Genomic DNA, 14,962 nt, shown 5'->3' with positions numbered 1-14,962 from the left:
GCGCCCTCGCCGCGGTCCTGTTCGACATGGACGGCACCCTCGTCGACACCGAAGTGCTGTGGTGGCGCACCACCGAGGAGATCGCCGACACCCTCGGCCACCGGCTCGACCACGCGGACGCGCCGGAGGTCGTCGGCCGCGCGGTCGAGGACACCGCAGCGCACCTCGTCCGGGTCTCACGAGGGGGAGACCCGGCCGAGGTGGCGCAGGCCCTCACCGAGAGCTTCTTCCGCAAGGTGGAAGCGGGGGCGCCGATGCGGCCGGGCGCGCAACGGCTGCTGTCCGTACTGGAGACGGAGGGAGTGCCCTTCGCACTGGTCAGCGCCTCACCGCGGGTGGTCGTGGACTCGGTGGTCGGCGGCTCCCTGGCCCACGTCCCCTTCGCCTTCACGATGTCCGCCGACGACACCCCCCGGACCAAGCCGCACCCGGAGCCGTACCGGGCGGCAGCCGAACGGCTGGGCCTCGTACCGGAGGCGTGCGTGGCGGTGGAGGACTCTCCGGACGGCGCCGCCTCGGCCGAGGCCGCGGGCTGCGGGCTCCTGATCGTCCCGTCCCTGCTCCCGGTCCCGCACTCGCCGCGGCGGACCTTCGTGACCTCCCTGGAGGAGGTCACCCCGGCCCTGCTGCGCGACTGCCTGGCGGCGGCCGCGTCCTAAGGCCAGGCGTCGCGGGGCAGACGGGAGTGTGACGCCAGGCCCCAGGGCCTGTCGGGCGCGCCCTTGGTGGGGGGAGCCGGGCGGGCCAGAATGCCGGGATGGACTCCATGGTTTCCGCAGACCGGTTGGCGGCGTTCGCCGCCATGTCGTTCCTCCTGATCGTGATCCCCGGCCCCAGCGTGCTGTTCGTGATCGGACGGGCCCTGTCGCAGGGCCGCCGCGCCGCGCTCATGACGGTCGCGGGCAACACGCTGGGGGCCTGCGTCCTCGTCGTGGCCGTCGCCCTCGGCCTCGGGTCCCTGGTGGAGCGCTCCGTGCTCCTCTTCACCGTGCTGAAACTCCTGGGCGCCGGGTACCTGGTGTACCTCGGGATCAAGGCGTTCCGCCGGCGTGGCGCGCCGCAGGCCGCGTTCTCCGGGGAAGGCCCCGCGCGCGGCGGTCCGCGCACCCTGTGGGAGGGGTTCGCGGTCGGCGTGGCCAACCCCAAGACCATCGTGTTCTTCGCCGCCGTCCTCCCGCAGTTCGTCGACCGGGGCCAGGGCGGCGTGGCCCTTCAGATGCTGTTCCTCGGACTGGTCTTCAACGTCATCGCCGTGGCCTGCGACAGCGCGTGGGGACTGGCGGCCGCCACAGCGCGCACCTGGTTCGCCCGCTCGCCGAAGCGGCTCTCCCTGATCGGCGGGGCCGGAGGCCTCTCCATGATCGGACTCGGAATCACCGTCGCGGCCACGGGCCGAGCCGACTGAACGCGGCGTGAGCCCGGGCGTCGACGCCACGGTGATTCATCGGGTGATCAGAGGTCCGTCGCCCGGGGGTGTGAACCCCGGCGCCCAGTGGGCGCAGTACAGCCCGGTCGTCGAGAGCGCCCCGTGAGCACGGCGGGACACTGTCGCACGCCCGCTCCGCGTGGGATGTGAGGGCGGGACGATGAGAGGCTGAGAGGTCCGCATGCCCGTGTTCACATCTCTGCTGCGAACGGCGTTCCGCCAGCTCGTGGCCCGACGCAGGCGGTCACGGGCCGTCCGGGCAGGGGCCGTCGCGGTCGCCTGTCTGGCGCTCGTACTCTCCCTGCCCGGCACCGCGACGGCCGCCCCCGGGGACCTGGACCCGGCCTTCAGCGGCGACGGCAGAGTGCTGACCGACTTCGGCAGCAGCACCGACAACGGCAACGAGTTGGCGCAGGCACCCGACGGTCGGCTCGTCGTCGCCGGGTCGACCTTCGACGACGCGACGGCCGGCGACTTCGCGGTGGCCCGGTACAACCCCGACGGCAGCCTGGACACCGGCTTCGGTGGCGACGGCAGGGTGACCACCGACATCTCCGGCACCGGCATGTGGGACGACGCCTACGGAGTCACGGTGCAGCCGGACCGCAAGATCGTCGTGGTCGGGAGCAGTTGGAAGGAGTACGAGGACTGCTGCTGGTTCACGGTGGTCCGCTACAACGAGAACGGCACCCTCGACACCACCTTCGGCGGCGACGGCATCGTGACCACCGACTTCGGCGGCGGCCCGAACGAGGCCTACGAAGTGGTGGTGCGGCCCGACGGCAGGATCCTTGCCATGGGTACCTCCGGCGGCACGTTCGCCCTGGCCCGGTTCAACCCCGATGGCAGCCGGGACACCACCTTCGGCGGCGGCGACGGCGAGGTGACCACCGATCCCGCTCCGGGGTCCGGGGAGGAAGGGGGCACGGGGCGCACCCTGACGCTGCAGTCCGACGGCAAGATCGTCGCAGGGGGCGACGTCGGGTCGACCCGCTTCGACTTCGCCTTGATCCGCTACAACGCGGACGGCAGCCTGGACACCACGTTCGACGGCGACGGCATCGTGCGGACCGATTTCGGCGACTACGAGGGCGTGGAGGCGCTGGCCGTGCAGGCCGACGGCAGGATCATCGCCGCCGGCGGCGACTCGATGGCCCGCTACATGCCCAACGGCAGCCTGGACACCACGTTCGACGGCGACGGCAGGGTGACCCTCCCGGCCCCGGTCAGCGACATGCTGCCGGCGCCCGGCGGCAAGATCGTCCTCGCCGGAAGCAACGGTCCCGGCGGCGACTTCGCCGTCCTGCGTCACAACCCGAACGGCAGCCCGGACACCACCTTCGGCGGCGACGGCATGGTGACCACCGACTTCGGCGGTCCCGACTCGGCGCGCGGCCTGGTCCTGCAGTCCGACGCGAAGATCGTCGCCGCCGGCGGGGGCGGGCCGGACGGCGACTTCGCGCTGGCCCGCTACGACGGCGGCGGCACCGAACCGCCGCCCCCACCACCCGCGCGGGCGGACCTCTCGGTCAGCCAGTCGGGGACCACCCAGCTCAGCCTCGGCAATCGGGCCACCTACACCGTACGGGTCTCCAACGCCGCCGGCTCCACCGCGTCGGCCACCGGCATCACGCTGTCCGACACCGTCTCCGGAGCGGGTGCGACACTCGTATCGGCCACGACCTCCAGCGGCAGCTGCACCACCACCTTCACCAGCGCGAACTGCACGCTGAGTTCGCTGCTGCCGGGCGGGAGCGCGACGGTCACCGTCACCGTGGAACCCAGGTCGACCGGCACCATCACGAACAGGGCCACGGCCGCCGCCATGGAGCAGGACCCGGTGCCCGCCAACAACACCGCCACGGCGACGACCGCCGTGAACAACAGCCGCGGCTGCACGATCATCGGCACGAGTGCGGGTGAGACGATCGTCGGCACGAACGGCAACGACGTGATCTGCGGCCTCGGTGGCAACGACATCATCCGCGGGGGCGACGGCTCCGACGTCCTCTACGGCGACGTAGGCAATGACAACGTCGACGGCGGCAACGGCGGCGACATCCTGTACGGCGGCGCCGGGAACGACACTCTGACCGGCTCCTACGGCTCCGACCAGCTCAACACCGTCGACGGTGTGTCCGGCAACGACACGGCCAACGGCGGCCCCAACTTCGACACCTGCACCACGGATTCGGGCGACACCCGCATCAACTGTCCCTGACCGTCCTCCCCAGGGCCGTCGCCGGGGCCCCGGCGACGGCCCTTCGGCTTTCGACACGGCCGGTGCGCGGGCCCCCTGGGCCCGCCCGTCGGCCCACCCGCGGACGAAGCGCAGGCCGCCGTTCCGTTCCGATGGCCTCAGGCCCGTGCGCCGAGGAGCTCCAGGATCCCCTCCGCGTACGCGGCGGCCCCCGAGCCCGGGGCCGTGGCCAGTTCACGGCGGAATCCCTCGGCACCGGTGCGGATGAAGGCGGCGCACTGGCCGTGCAGCCCCGCCTCGTGGGTGCCGCCGTCGTCCACCGTGCACAGCAGCGCCAGCAACGTCCACAGCAAGGCCTCGCGGGTGGCCTGCCGGGGCGGACCCGCGGTCCACACCGCCATCAGGACGCCGCACGCCGCCGGCGCGGGCGGCTTCAGGTCCTCCCCGAAGAAGACGTGGCCCTCCAGCGCGCGGAACGCGGAGGGATGCCCCTCGGCGGCATCCCGTACCGCACCCACCAGATGCCCGGCGGAGCGGCCGCAGCCGCACTCCATCGCGTCCCAGTCGTGACGCCGGATCTCCGCCTCCACCGAGTCCGGAACCAGCGGGCTGCGCTCCGCCGCGGACTGGCGCCGCAGGGCACGCTGCGGTCTCTCGCTCTCCGTCATGCAGCACAGTATGAGCCCGGGTCGGGCGGGTCTGCGAGCGGGGTCGGAACCGGATCGCACGGGCGTCCGTCTGAGACCCCGTGTGGATGAAACGAAGGATCGCGGCCCTGCTGCTCGCCCTGCTCGCGACCCAACTGGGCTCCCTGATCAGCCCGGCCTACGCGTGCGGCTGCGGCGCGATGGTCCCCTACGGCCAGTCGCGGATCGGCGTCGACCGGGAGACCTCCGCCGTGCGCTGGGACGGCCGCACCGAGCAGATCGTCATGCGCTTCGTCGTACGGGGGGACGCGGACCGGGCGGCCTGGATCATGCCGGTCCCGGGGCGGGCCGCGGTGGAGCTCGGCGACGGCAGGCTGTTCGACGAACTGGCGGAGCAGACCCGGCCCCGGCACAGGACCCGGCACTACTTCTGGCCGCGGAACCACGACTGGCCGTTCTCCTCGAGCCAGGGCGACGGCGTCGGCGCCGCCCTGCCCACCTCGCGCGCTCCGGGAGTCGGCGTCGTCGGCCGTGAGCAACTCGGCGACTTCGACGTCGCCCGCCTGACCGCCACCGACCCCGACGCCCTGAGGAACTGGCTGGAGTCCAACGGCTTCACCCTCCCCGAACGCCTCACCACCGAGGTCAAGCCCTACGTCGACCGGAAGTGGGAGTACGTGGCGGTACGGCTCGCCCCCCGAGAGCCGGGCAAGAAGCTGCAGGGCGCACTGGACCCGCTGAGGATCCGCTTCGACAGCGACCGGCTGGTCTACCCCATGCGGCTCTCCCGGATGGCGAAGAACCCGCAGTCACTCGGCCTGTACGTACTGGCCGAACACCGCATGGAACCCGGCTCACCGATCGGCGGCTCCGCCCCCGAGGTGACCTTCGCCGGCACCATCACCCCGGGCGCCGGCCCACTCGCCGAACTCGCCGGCGGCAAGCCCGTGTTCCTCACCGCGATCGACCAGGAGTTCCCCGAACCGGGCCGCATCGACGCCGACCACGAACTGCGCGCCACCGCGGAGGACACCCCGTACCGCCGGACCGTCTACCACGACGAACTGCTCACGGTGGGCGGCGGAGTCCCGGTATGGCTCCTGACGGTCTCCGCCGCCCTCGTGGCACTGGCGGCAGCCCTGCTGTTCCGCCGCCGCAGGCGCGCAACCTAGTGCTGTGACCGCCAGAACGCGCACTGGTGGTCCGCCTCGAACGAGTCCGTCGTCCGCGTGGCCGCCGGATTCAGGACGAGGACCGTGGCGTCCGGGCCGGCCGCCGGCCACGCGGTCTGACCCGGCACGACGGGGGAGCCGAAGCGCGCGAAGGCTCCCCAGTAGCGCTTCATCCGCGTGCCGAGCGCGACCTGGACCGGGGTCAGCGGCCGCTCGCCCATCGTGAAGTCGTGAAGATAGGCCAGCTCCGCACTGTGGGCGTTCGACTCGTCCAGCCCCGGCACCTGCGCACCCGCGAGCGTCGGCGAGTCCGGATCGTCGAACTCGTAGACGTACGTCGGTACCTGCGAGGCGAACGTCCGGGCCGTCCACGCGGTGTGGCAGGCGAAGGACGAATCGGTCATGACCGCCGACAGCGCAAGGTACGCAGAGCCGTACGCCGACACCGGATAGCGGGCCAACACCTCCGGACCCGCCGCCCCGTGCGTCGCCAGGACCTGCGCCGTGTACTCCTGCTCCGTCAGCCGGGGCTGCGTCAGCGCGACGAAGAACCGGGCCTCGGCACGGGTGCTCCCGATCAGCACCGGGACCTTGTTCCACGCCCCGCTCCCGATCGCCGCCGCCGGATCGACCGGCAGCAGCCCGTCACCCGACGCCGGACCCGAGGTGGGCAGCGCCCCCGCGGCCTCGACCATGGCGGCTGCCGGGACGGTACGCAGGCACGCGGCGACCGCGGCCCGGTCCGTGCACCCGGCCTTCTCGGCGAAGGTCCGCGCCTCGGCCTCGGCCCGCGCACCGTCGGGCGTACGCAGCAAGGTGCAGGGCCCGCTCTGCAGTACGGCCCGGTGGAACAGGCCGGCGGCCGACGGCGCCGCCAGCAGCGCGCAAACGGAACCACTGCCCGCGGACTGCCCGGAGACGGTCACGCTGCCCGGGTTCCCGCCGAACGCGGCGATGTTCTCGCGCGTCCACCGCAGGGCCGCGAGCTGGTCCATCAGCCCGAAGGAGCCGGACCGGGCCCCGTTCTCCGCGGCCAGTTCGGGCAGGCCCAGATAACCGAGCTGCCCCAGGCGGTAGTTGATGCTCACGACCACGCTCTGCGTCAGATCGGCCATGGTGCGCCCGCCGAACTGCGTTCCCGTTCCCTGGCTGTACGCACCCCCGTGCATCCAGAACACCACCGGGAGGCGGGCTCCGGGACGGGCACCCCGTGGCCGGTACACGTCCAGGTACAGGCAGTCCTCACTGACGGCCCGCGCATCGCGCAGCCCGAACGGCGAGAACTGCACGCACGCCGGGGCCTGGCGCACGGCCTCCCGCACGCCGTGCCACCGGGGCGCCGGCTGCGGGGCCCGCAGCCGGGCGGCCCCGACCGGGGGAGCGGCGTAGGGGACCCCGAGGAACTCCTCGGCCCCGTCCGCCGCCTGCCCCCGCAGGGCGCCCTGCCCGACGGTGACCACCGGGCGCGGGGACCCGCCGGGCACCGCCCCCGCCGGTACGGCGGGGACGAGCAGGGACGCCACCAGCGCAAGGACCGTGCAGAGCAACGGCCTCACCGGGTACTTCACGGGCGCAGACCGGCGATCAGCGCGGCGGTCACCGCCGTGTCGGCCGGACCGGTGTTCCAGTCCGCGTTCATGGGGCTGACCGCGATCCGGCCCGCGCTCACGGCCTCGACGTCACCGCCCCGTGCCGCCGGGCGCAGGGCCACCTTCACGGTCATCTTCCAGGTGCCGTCGCCGGCGTCGGCGTACTCCGGCTCCAGGACGGTCTGCGGGTCCTGGAAGGTGGCGGACACACCGGCCGCGGTGCCCGTGCCGTCGGCGCCGACGACGGGGTGGTTGACGTTCAGGCCGACACCCTGCGGCAGCAGCGGTCCGGAGCGGGCCCGCGAGCGCAGCCGGTCGATGAGCTTGACGGCGAAGTCGAGCGTCGGGCCCATCGCGTTGACGGTGGTGACGGGGTCGGGCGCGGAAGTACCGCCGGTGCTCAGCGCGATGGCCGGCACGCCGTGCTCCAGGGCGGCGACGGCGCCGCCGACCGTCCCGGAGTGGTTGGCCAGACCGGCCACGTTCGGGCCGAAGTTGGTGCCGGAGACGACCAGGTCGGGGGCCCGGCCCGCGAAGACCTGGGCCAGGCCGAAGGCCACCGAGTCACCCGGGGTGCCGTCCACGGCCCACACCTTGGGCTCGGGGTGCTTCACCGTGACGGTGGGGGAGCTCGCCATCTTCGTACCCGTACCGCTCTGGTTGGTGAGCGGGGCGACGATCGTGACGTCGTGCCCGGCGGCGGTCAGCCGCTCGAAGGCCTTGCGGATGCCGGGCGCGTTGTACCCGTCGTCATTGGTGAGCAGGATCCGCAGCGGGCCGCCGGACGGGGCCGGCGATGCCTGCGGATCGGCGAGCGCGGGCGCCGTCCCGGCCACGGTGGACGTGCACAGCATCAGGGCGGCCAGGGGCAGAACACGCTTGAGTCTCACAGAGCGCTCCTCGGAAGGGAGTTGCGGCGGACGAGGGTGAACCGGTTGGAGACCGGCGGACGCGCGACCCTCGGCACGCGTCCGCCGGAGCAGGGGGTCAGCGCACGCTGCGGATCGGGAGGATGGCGAGCGCGCCGATCAGCGAGAGGGCCCCGCCGACCAGGAAGAGCGGGGTGTAGCCGCCCAGGGAGGTGACGATCGCCGAGGCGACGAAGGGGGCGATGATCTGCGGCCCGGCGTTCGCGATGTTGAGCACGCCCATGTCGCGGGCCGCGTCCTCGGCGCTGGGGAGGACCAGCGTGACGAGCGCGGTGTCGACGGCCATGAAGCAGCCGAAGGCGAGTCCGTTGAGCGCGCTGAACACGAGCATCCCGGTCCAGGTCGGACTGACGACGGGGACCACCATCACGAGCCCGGCGAGCGCGGCGGAGACGCCGACGAACACCTTGCGGCGGTCCCAGCGGTCCGAGAGCATCCCGCCGAGCAGGGTGGAGACCGCCATCGCGACCATCGACACCGGGGTGAGCACGGCCATCGCGGCCGGCGGGGTCAGCCCGGCGGGCAGCTCGATGTGGTCGTCGAGGATGTACAGCTGGTAGCCGACGACGGAGAAGTAGCCGAGGACCATCAGGGCGCGGCCGATGAAGGCCCACCGGAAGTCGTGGTTCGCCAACGCCGACAGGAAGGCGGCCAGTTGGGCCCCCTTGGGCTTGGCGGCCGGGGTGGCGGCGGGCTCGGTACGCGGGACGTCCCGGCAGAGGGTGGTCAGCAGCAGCGCGGACACGGCGACGATCGCGCCGAAGACGAGGTAGCCGGTGCGCAGGTGGGCCGCCGTCTGCGAGGCGATCAGCACGCCGACCGTGCCGCCGATGGGCAGGCCGAGGCCCACCAGGGCGGACGCGGTGCCGCGGCGGGCGGCCGGGACGCGGTCGGGCACGATCGCGGTGACGGCTGCCTGGTAGACGTTCATGGTCGCCTGGACCAGGCACCAGGCGATGCCGACGAGCAGCGCCGTGGTCACGCTGCCGAGGAAGGCCAGGCAGGCGAGCGCGCCGAGTGCGCCGCCCACGATCCACGGATTGCGGCGGCCCGTACGGTCGGAGAGGGCGCCCGCGATCGGGTTGAAGGCGGTCGCGAAGATCGCGCTGACCCCGCCGATGAGGCCGAGGACGGCGACCTTGTTCTCGGGATCGATCGCGGCGATCTGGGTGGGCAGCAGGACGGATCCCACGCCCATGTAGACCGCCAGCATCGAGGAGTTGGCCACCAGCAGCAGGGGCAGGAGCGCGCGCTGGCGGGTCTGCTGTGCGGGGGCGGGGACGGGCGGATCGGTGACTTCGTGCGTGGCCATGACGACTCCTCGGGGGGACGGAACGGGGAGGTGGCGTGCGAGGGGGGAGGGGCTGTCCCGCGGGCGGACGCCGGGAAGCACTGACGCCGGGTGGCGTTGTGGCGCCGGGAAGCGGTGGCGCCGGGAAACGCGGCGGACGGGACGCGGTGTTGCGTGTTCACCTGATGTTGTTACACGTGTCACCAAGTGCGCTGGAGACTGTGTAGCACCCATTTCCGGGCTGCACTAGTGCCTGTGGGCGGTCGTTGTGCAGATCGTGACCGACGGGGACGTCGGCGCGAAATGACGTGTAACCAACGTTCCAAGGCCACTGGACCGGGTCGCCGTGTCGGAAAACCCTCTTGCCCTTGTGGTGGCCGTCACGCATCGGCAATACTCCGTGCCGCACCGCGACGACCCCGTCGCCGGCCACCGCTGCCGCCCCCTGTTCCGCCGGGCGGCACGCAGTCGGCCCCTTGGGCCATCCCATCCGGATCACGCCCGAACGCGCCGCCCGACACCGCACCCCTCCCCGGCCACCGCCGTGAGGTGCCCCCGGTGTTGGGCGGCGCACCCGAGTACGTCCCGTGGGCGGACACCCCGTCGACGCGTCGACGCTCCGTCCTCCCGCCCGGGTCCCGGCACGGGCCTCGCGGCCGTGTTCACCGGGTCGCGCCGACCGGCGCGGCATCGCGTTGCCGCGTTGCCACGTTGTCGGACCGCGGAAGCGTGCCCGGTACGAGCCGCCGGCCCGGGCTCGGTGACACATCGCGCCGGACGCCGCGAACGGGCACGCCCTTCCGGTCGCGGCGCCGGTCGCGGCGCGGGTCGCACGCGTGGTCTTCGGCGCCGCTGCGTTCCCCGTCGTTCCGTCCCCCGTCGTGCCGTCCCCGTCGCTCCGTCCCCGTGGCCCGGTTCGCCATGGCCCCGCTCCCTGGGCCCTGGGCGTGTCACGGCTCCCCGTGACCCGGCTGCTCCCCGTGGCGCGGCAGCGCCCATGCCGTGCCGCACCCCGTACGCCTCTCCCCGTACGCCCTCCCCGTACGCCCCGCCCCGCCGCCCGGGGCGGCGATCGTGAAAGGCCCGCCATGTCGCACGTTCCCTCCTCCGCGCCCTCCCGCGCGCCGCACCCCGCACCGCCCGCCCGCCACCACCTTCCGGCGGCTCCGCCGCGACACGCGCTCGGCCTCGGGCTGGGCCTGCTGCTCGTCTCGTTCCTGGTCGCCGTGCTGCTGAGCCTGGGTGGACGCCCCTTCTTCCAGGGGCTCGACGACCACTGGGCGGCCTCCGTGCGGGGCCCGGCCGACGGATTCGTCCTCGTCCTCGACCGGCTCGGCGGCCCGATCGGACTGGTCCTGCCGCTCGGGCTCATCGGCTGCCTCTGCGTGTACGGTCGCTGGCGCTCGGGACTGTTCGCCTTCACCGCGGCCGTCGGTGCCAACGTCCTGGTGGTCCTGCCCCTGAAGGCGCTCGCCGACCGTCCGCGCCCGCCGTACCCGGCGGTCCTGGTCAACGACGGGTCGTACCCCTCCGGCCAGGTGTTCAGCGCGGTAGCGCTCGTGTTCGTGGTCGCGGTGCTGGCGTTCCCGCCGCGCGCCCGGCGCTGGTGGTGGCCGGTCGGCGGCGCGTACGTGCTCGCCATGATGGCGAGCCGGACCTGGCTGCACGCCCAGTGGCTCACCGACACCTTCGCCGGCCTCCTGCTCGGCCTGGGGGTGTGCCTCGTGCTGTGGCGGGCGTTCGCGCCGATGCTGGAAGAGGAAGCGCGGCGCATGGCCACGGGCACCCTCTGGCTCTGAGCCGGAATATGGCGAACCATTGACGGTCGCCAAATTCACGCAATAGTCTCGGGGTGCCCGCCGGTCCGCGTCCGGCGGCGCAGCCAGGAAGGATCTGCTCATGTCTCATTCCCCGGCCCCGGACCACGTACTGGTGGACCCGCCCGCAGGCTCGCTCCGCGGGGTGGTCGAGGACGGCGTCACGGTCTTCCGTGCGGTGCCCTACGCCGAACCGCCCGTGGGGGACCTGCGCTGGAGGGCCGCACGGCCGCATCCCGGCTGGAGCGGGGTCCGGGACGCCACCGCGGACGGGCCGAGCGCCCCGCAGATGTACCGCGAGGAAGGCGACCCCGTGCTCGGCGGGCACGGGTCGCCCCCCTTCGACGAGGACTGCCTGACCCTGAACATCTGGACGCCCGCCGCCGACGCCGCCCGACGGCCCGTGCTCGTCTGGATCCACGGCGGCGGCTTCGTCTCCGGCTCCGGCTCGCTGCCCGGCTACTCGGGCGCGACGTTCGCGCGCGACGGCGACCTGGTCGTCGTGAGCATCAACTACCGCATCGGGCCGCTTGGTTACCTCTACCTCGGCCCGTACGGCGACGCGCCCGAGGAGGGTGGCAACCACTGGCTCACCGACCAGCTCGCCGCCCTGCGCTGGGTGAAGGAGAACATCGCCTCCTTCGGCGGTGACCCGGACAGCGTCACCGTCGCCGGCCAGTCAGGCGGCGCCGTGTCCACCGCCGCCCTCGTGGGACACCCGCGGGCGCGGGGCCTGATACGGCGGGTCGTCCTGCAGAGCCCGCCCCTCGGCCTGGAGCTCCCCGGCCCGGAGGCCTACCTCGAACGCACCGCCGAGTACCTGGAGCTGTGCGGGGCCAAGGACGTCCACGGACTGCGCGCCCTGCCCTGGCAGGAGCTGATCGCCGCGGGCGCCGGACTGTTCGCGCACACGATGCGATGGGGGTACTGGCCGACCCCCTTCCTCCCCGTGATCGACGGGATCACCCTCCATCACCACCCGGCCGAATCCCTGCTCCGGGCCGAGGCGGCCGGCATCGACGTGGTCATCGGGTGGACCCGCGAGGAGGCCAACTTCGGCTTCGCCCTCGACGAGGGGTACGCCGCCGCCACCCGGGAACAGGTCACGGACCGGATCGCGCAGACCTTCGGGGCGCCGTCGGCCGCCGGGGTGTACGCGGCCTACGAGCGGGCCCGCCCCGGATCCCGCCCGGCCGACGTCCTGATGGACCTCATCACCGACGAGCTCTTCAGGATTCCCGCGGTCCGGCTGGCCGAGGCCATGGCCGAGGCGGGACGGCCCGTGCGGGCCTACCAGTTCGACCTGCCGACGCCCGCGCACGAGGGCCGTCTCGGTGCCGCGCACTGCCTCGAACTGCCCTTCGTCTTCGACAATTTCGACCAGTGGGCGCACGCCCCGTTCCTGGCCGGGCTCGCGCCCGCCGTCCGGGACGGCCTCGCCTACACCATGCACCGGGCCTGGATCGCCTTCGTCCGCACCGGCGACCCGAACCACCCGGACATGCCGACGTGGGGCCCGTACGACACGGCGACCCGCACCACGATGCGCTTCGACTCGGTCGTGACGGCCCTCGGGGACCTGGCCGGCGCCTCCCGACTCCTGTTCGGGCCCGGGCAGCCCTCCGTGTAAACCGGCTCACCAGCCGTAACTCGTGTAACCTGAGAGGGAAAGGCCACAGCGAGGCACACGAGCGGCAAGAGGATCGTCGAGGACGTCATGGCCAAAGACACGCAGGGCCCCGCGTCCATCACCAGCGCGGACGTGGCCCGCCTCGCAGGGGTGTCCCGGGCCACCGTCTCGTTCGTCCTGAACGACACCCAGGGTCACCGCGTCAGCGCGAACACCCGCGCCCGCGTCCTCGACGCGGCCAAGCAGCTCGGTTACGTCCCGCACGCGGCCGCGCGCTCCCTGCGGGCCGGCCGCAGCAACCTGGTCCTGATGCCCTCGTCGATCTCCGCGATCGGCCGCCTCGTCAGCGACTGGGTCGACGATCTGCACAGCGAGCTCGACCGACGCGGGTACACGGCCGTGCTGCACGCCGGCCGCTTCGCGGACCCCCTCGACGCCGCCCGGGCCTGGGCCGAACTGCGCCCGGCGGCCGTCGTCGCCCTCGACGGGGACCGCTTCACGCCGCAGGCGGCCGAGCTCCTGGCCCGCGCCGGGGTCCGCGGTCTGTTGGCCTTCGCCGCCCGCCCCGTCGAGGGCGTGCACACCATCGGCCTCGAGGGTGCCGACATCGGTGCCACGGCGGCCGAACACCTCATCGCCCGCGGGCGGACCAGGATCGGCGTGGTCATGCCCCTGGAACGTGGCCTCGGCACCCTGGCCCGGCCCCGCCTCGCGGGAGCGGAGTCGGTCGCGGCCCGTCACATGGCCACCGTCACCCCCGTGGAGCTCGCGTACACGACGGACTCCGCGACGGCCCTGGCCCGCCGTTGGCCGAGCCTGGACCTGGACGCGGTCTTCGCCTACAACGACGAGTACGCCGCGCTGCTCATGCACGCGCTGCGGGCCGAGGGCATCGCCGTACCCGACGACGTCGCCGTCGTCGGCTCCGACGACCTGGTCCTCTCCAGCCTCCAGCAGCCCCCGCTCACCACGATCCGGCTCGAACTGCCGTCGCCGGCGCTGATCGCGGACACGGTGCACGACCTGATCGAATCGGGCACGGCGCCCGCGGTCCCGCCCGTGGAAGCCGTACTGGTCCACCGCCAGACCTCCTGACGGGCCGCGGCGGCGCGGGTGGGTCGCGCGGGCCGCCGTGGGGAGGGAGCGCCGACTCGTTCCCGACATCGGCACTACCCGCCCGGCAGGGCCCGCGCGCTGCCGCGTCTACGCCATCACGGTGAGCAGTTCGCGATGGCGCGGCCCTGGAGCACACCGCCGCCGTTGTTGGTGTTCTGGAACTGGACACGCCATGTGTCACCGGGGGTGATGGTGGTCTCCTGATCGGACATGAGCGGGTACACCCCGGAGGGCAGGGCGAAACCGCCGGAAATCGCCTTCTCGTTGGCCGGGCAGACGGCCGTGCTCGTCCCCGTACCGCCGTTGGGCATCGCGTTGACGAGATTGCCCGGCACCTCATGGGTCGTGACGGTGGTGCCGGTGGGCCCGGTGGGCCCGGTCGCGCCCGCACTTCCCGTTGCTCCGGTCGCTCCCGTTACTCCCGTTGCTCCGGTGGCTCCCGTGACTCCGGTGGGTCCGGTGGGTCCGGTGGCTCCGCTGGGGCCGGTGAGCCCGGTTGCCCCTGTGGGGCCGGTGAGCCCGGTTGCCCCTGTGGGGCCGGTCTGGCCTGTGGGGCCGGTGAGCCCGGTTGCCCCTGTGGGGCCGGTCTGGCCTGTGGAGCCGGTGAGCCCGGTTGCCCCTGTGGCGCCCGTCGGGCCGGTGGGGCCAGTTGTGCCTGTGGCGCCCGTCAGGCCGGTTGGGCCGGTGGTTCCGGTTGCGCCGGTCTCGCCGGTGGCCCCGGTCGCACCTGTGGCGCCGGTCTCGCCGGTGGGCCCGGTTGCGCCCGTGGGGCCGGTCTCGCCGGTTGCTCCGTTTACGCCTGTCGGGCCGGTGGCTCCTGTGGGGCCGGTCTCGCCCGTTGCTCCGGTTGTGCCTGTGGCGCCGGTCGCACCTGTGGCGCCGGTCTCGCCCGTTGCTCCGGTTGTGCCTGTGGCGCCCGTCTCGCCGGTTGCTCCGGTCTCGCCGGTGGGCCCGGTCGCACCTGTGGGGCCGGTCTCGCCGGTTGCTCCGTTTACGCCTGTCGGGCCGGTGGCTCCTGTGGGGCCGGTCACGCCCGTTGCTCCGGTTGTGCCTGTGGCGCCGGTCTCGCCCGTTGCTCCGGTTGTGCCTGTGGCGCCCGTCTCGCCGGTTGCTCCGGTCTCGCCGGTGGGCCCGGTCGCACCTGT

The 14,962-nt window shown here is 73.3% G+C and carries 12 protein-coding genes; 7 read left to right on the top strand and 5 right to left on the bottom strand.

Going from position 1 to position 14,962, the window contains the following annotated elements; all coding sequences use genetic code 11:
* Positions 1-26 precede the first annotated feature (26 nt).
* The 3 genes from ACIQ5Y_RS18080 (at position 27) to ACIQ5Y_RS18070 (ending at position 3,647) form a co-directional block, all read left to right on the top strand.
* Positions 27-659: an HAD family hydrolase gene (locus ACIQ5Y_RS18080; RefSeq protein WP_403881024.1), complete on the top strand. Its 633-nt coding sequence runs from the start codon at positions 27-29 to the stop codon at positions 657-659.
* A 98-nt stretch (positions 660-757) separates the two neighbouring features.
* The gene (locus tag ACIQ5Y_RS18075) at positions 758-1,405 is read left to right on the top strand and encodes a LysE family translocator (protein WP_403880814.1); all 648 of its coding nucleotides are present in this window, start codon (positions 758-760) and stop codon (positions 1,403-1,405) included.
* Between the two features lie 202 nt (positions 1,406-1,607).
* Complete coding sequence (locus ACIQ5Y_RS18070; RefSeq protein ID WP_403880812.1) at positions 1,608-3,647, top strand: calcium-binding protein; 2,040 nt, start codon at positions 1,608-1,610, stop codon at positions 3,645-3,647.
* Between the two features lie 137 nt (positions 3,648-3,784).
* On the opposite strand, the gene ACIQ5Y_RS18065 is transcribed toward ACIQ5Y_RS18070, so the two are convergent.
* The gene (locus tag ACIQ5Y_RS18065) at positions 3,785-4,294 is read right to left on the bottom strand and encodes a hypothetical protein (protein WP_403880810.1); all 510 of its coding nucleotides are present in this window, start codon (positions 4,292-4,294) and stop codon (positions 3,785-3,787) included.
* 86 nt (positions 4,295-4,380) lie between these two features.
* Here ACIQ5Y_RS18065 and ACIQ5Y_RS18060 point away from each other — a divergent pair, with 86 nt between their 5' ends.
* Positions 4,381-5,445 carry a DUF2330 domain-containing protein gene (locus tag ACIQ5Y_RS18060; protein WP_403880808.1) on the top strand — a complete coding sequence of 355 codons (1,065 nt, stop codon included), beginning with the start codon at positions 4,381-4,383 and terminating at the stop codon, positions 5,443-5,445.
* Here ACIQ5Y_RS18060 and ACIQ5Y_RS18055 read toward each other — a convergent pair.
* From ACIQ5Y_RS18055 to ACIQ5Y_RS18045, 3 genes are all read right to left on the bottom strand, one after another.
* Positions 5,442-7,001, bottom strand: coding sequence for a carboxylesterase/lipase family protein (locus ACIQ5Y_RS18055; protein WP_403880806.1), 1,560 nt, complete (start codon positions 6,999-7,001; stop codon positions 5,442-5,444). The two genes, ACIQ5Y_RS18060 and ACIQ5Y_RS18055, sit on opposite strands and share 4 nt — an antisense overlap.
* An 8-nt stretch (positions 7,002-7,009) precedes the next feature.
* Positions 7,010-7,924 carry a 5'/3'-nucleotidase SurE gene (surE, locus tag ACIQ5Y_RS18050; RefSeq protein ID WP_403880804.1) on the bottom strand — a complete coding sequence of 305 codons (915 nt, stop codon included), beginning with the start codon at positions 7,922-7,924 and terminating at the stop codon, positions 7,010-7,012.
* 97 nt (positions 7,925-8,021) lie between these two features.
* A complete protein-coding gene (locus tag ACIQ5Y_RS18045; RefSeq protein ID WP_403880802.1) occupies positions 8,022-9,275 on the bottom strand; it encodes an MFS transporter in 1,254 nt (417 codons plus the stop codon).
* Between the two features lie 1,067 nt (positions 9,276-10,342).
* Between ACIQ5Y_RS18045 and ACIQ5Y_RS18040 the strand changes: the two genes are divergently transcribed.
* The 3 genes from ACIQ5Y_RS18040 to ACIQ5Y_RS18030 all read left to right on the top strand — a co-directional run bounded on the left by ACIQ5Y_RS18040 (position 10,343) and on the right by ACIQ5Y_RS18030 (position 13,796).
* Entirely contained in the window at positions 10,343-11,053 is a 711-nt protein-coding gene (locus ACIQ5Y_RS18040) for a phosphatase PAP2 family protein (protein ID WP_403880800.1), read from the top strand.
* A 100-nt stretch (positions 11,054-11,153) separates the two neighbouring features.
* Positions 11,154-12,701: a carboxylesterase/lipase family protein gene (locus ACIQ5Y_RS18035; RefSeq protein WP_403880798.1), complete on the top strand. Its 1,548-nt coding sequence runs from the start codon at positions 11,154-11,156 to the stop codon at positions 12,699-12,701.
* Between the two features lie 87 nt (positions 12,702-12,788).
* Entirely contained in the window at positions 12,789-13,796 is a 1,008-nt protein-coding gene (locus ACIQ5Y_RS18030) for a LacI family DNA-binding transcriptional regulator (RefSeq protein ID WP_403880796.1), read from the top strand.
* A gap of 116 nt (positions 13,797-13,912) precedes the next feature.
* Here ACIQ5Y_RS18030 and ACIQ5Y_RS18025 read toward each other — a convergent pair whose 3' ends face one another.
* Positions 13,913-14,152: a hypothetical protein gene (locus ACIQ5Y_RS18025; RefSeq protein ID WP_403880794.1), complete on the bottom strand. Its 240-nt coding sequence runs from the start codon at positions 14,150-14,152 to the stop codon at positions 13,913-13,915.
* Positions 14,153-14,962 lie beyond the last annotated feature (810 nt).

The organism is Streptomyces sp. NPDC096339 (assembly GCF_044762985.1).
Classification (GTDB): Bacteria; Actinomycetota; Actinomycetes; order Streptomycetales; family Streptomycetaceae; genus Streptomyces.
Note: the sequence above shows the minus strand (reverse complement) of the source record. Positions and strands in the feature narration are given on the sequence as shown.

Coding starts and splice junctions, on each gene's coding strand:
- ACIQ5Y_RS18080 (WP_403881024.1), top strand. CDS start 27: ATGGACGGCACCCTCGTCGACACCGAAGTGCTGTGGTGGCGCACCACC.
- ACIQ5Y_RS18075 (WP_403880814.1), top strand. CDS start 758: ATGGACTCCATGGTTTCCGCAGACCGGTTGGCGGCGTTCGCCGCCATG.
- ACIQ5Y_RS18070 (WP_403880812.1), top strand. CDS start 1,608: ATGCCCGTGTTCACATCTCTGCTGCGAACGGCGTTCCGCCAGCTCGTG.
- ACIQ5Y_RS18065 (WP_403880810.1), bottom strand. CDS start 4,294: ATGACGGAGAGCGAGAGACCGCAGCGTGCCCTGCGGCGCCAGTCCGCG.
- ACIQ5Y_RS18060 (WP_403880808.1), top strand. CDS start 4,381: ATGAAACGAAGGATCGCGGCCCTGCTGCTCGCCCTGCTCGCGACCCAA.
- ACIQ5Y_RS18045 (WP_403880802.1), bottom strand. CDS start 9,275: ATGGCCACGCACGAAGTCACCGATCCGCCCGTCCCCGCCCCCGCACAG.
- ACIQ5Y_RS18040 (WP_403880800.1), top strand. CDS start 10,343: ATGTCGCACGTTCCCTCCTCCGCGCCCTCCCGCGCGCCGCACCCCGCA.
- ACIQ5Y_RS18035 (WP_403880798.1), top strand. CDS start 11,154: ATGTCTCATTCCCCGGCCCCGGACCACGTACTGGTGGACCCGCCCGCA.
- ACIQ5Y_RS18030 (WP_403880796.1), top strand. CDS start 12,789: ATGGCCAAAGACACGCAGGGCCCCGCGTCCATCACCAGCGCGGACGTG.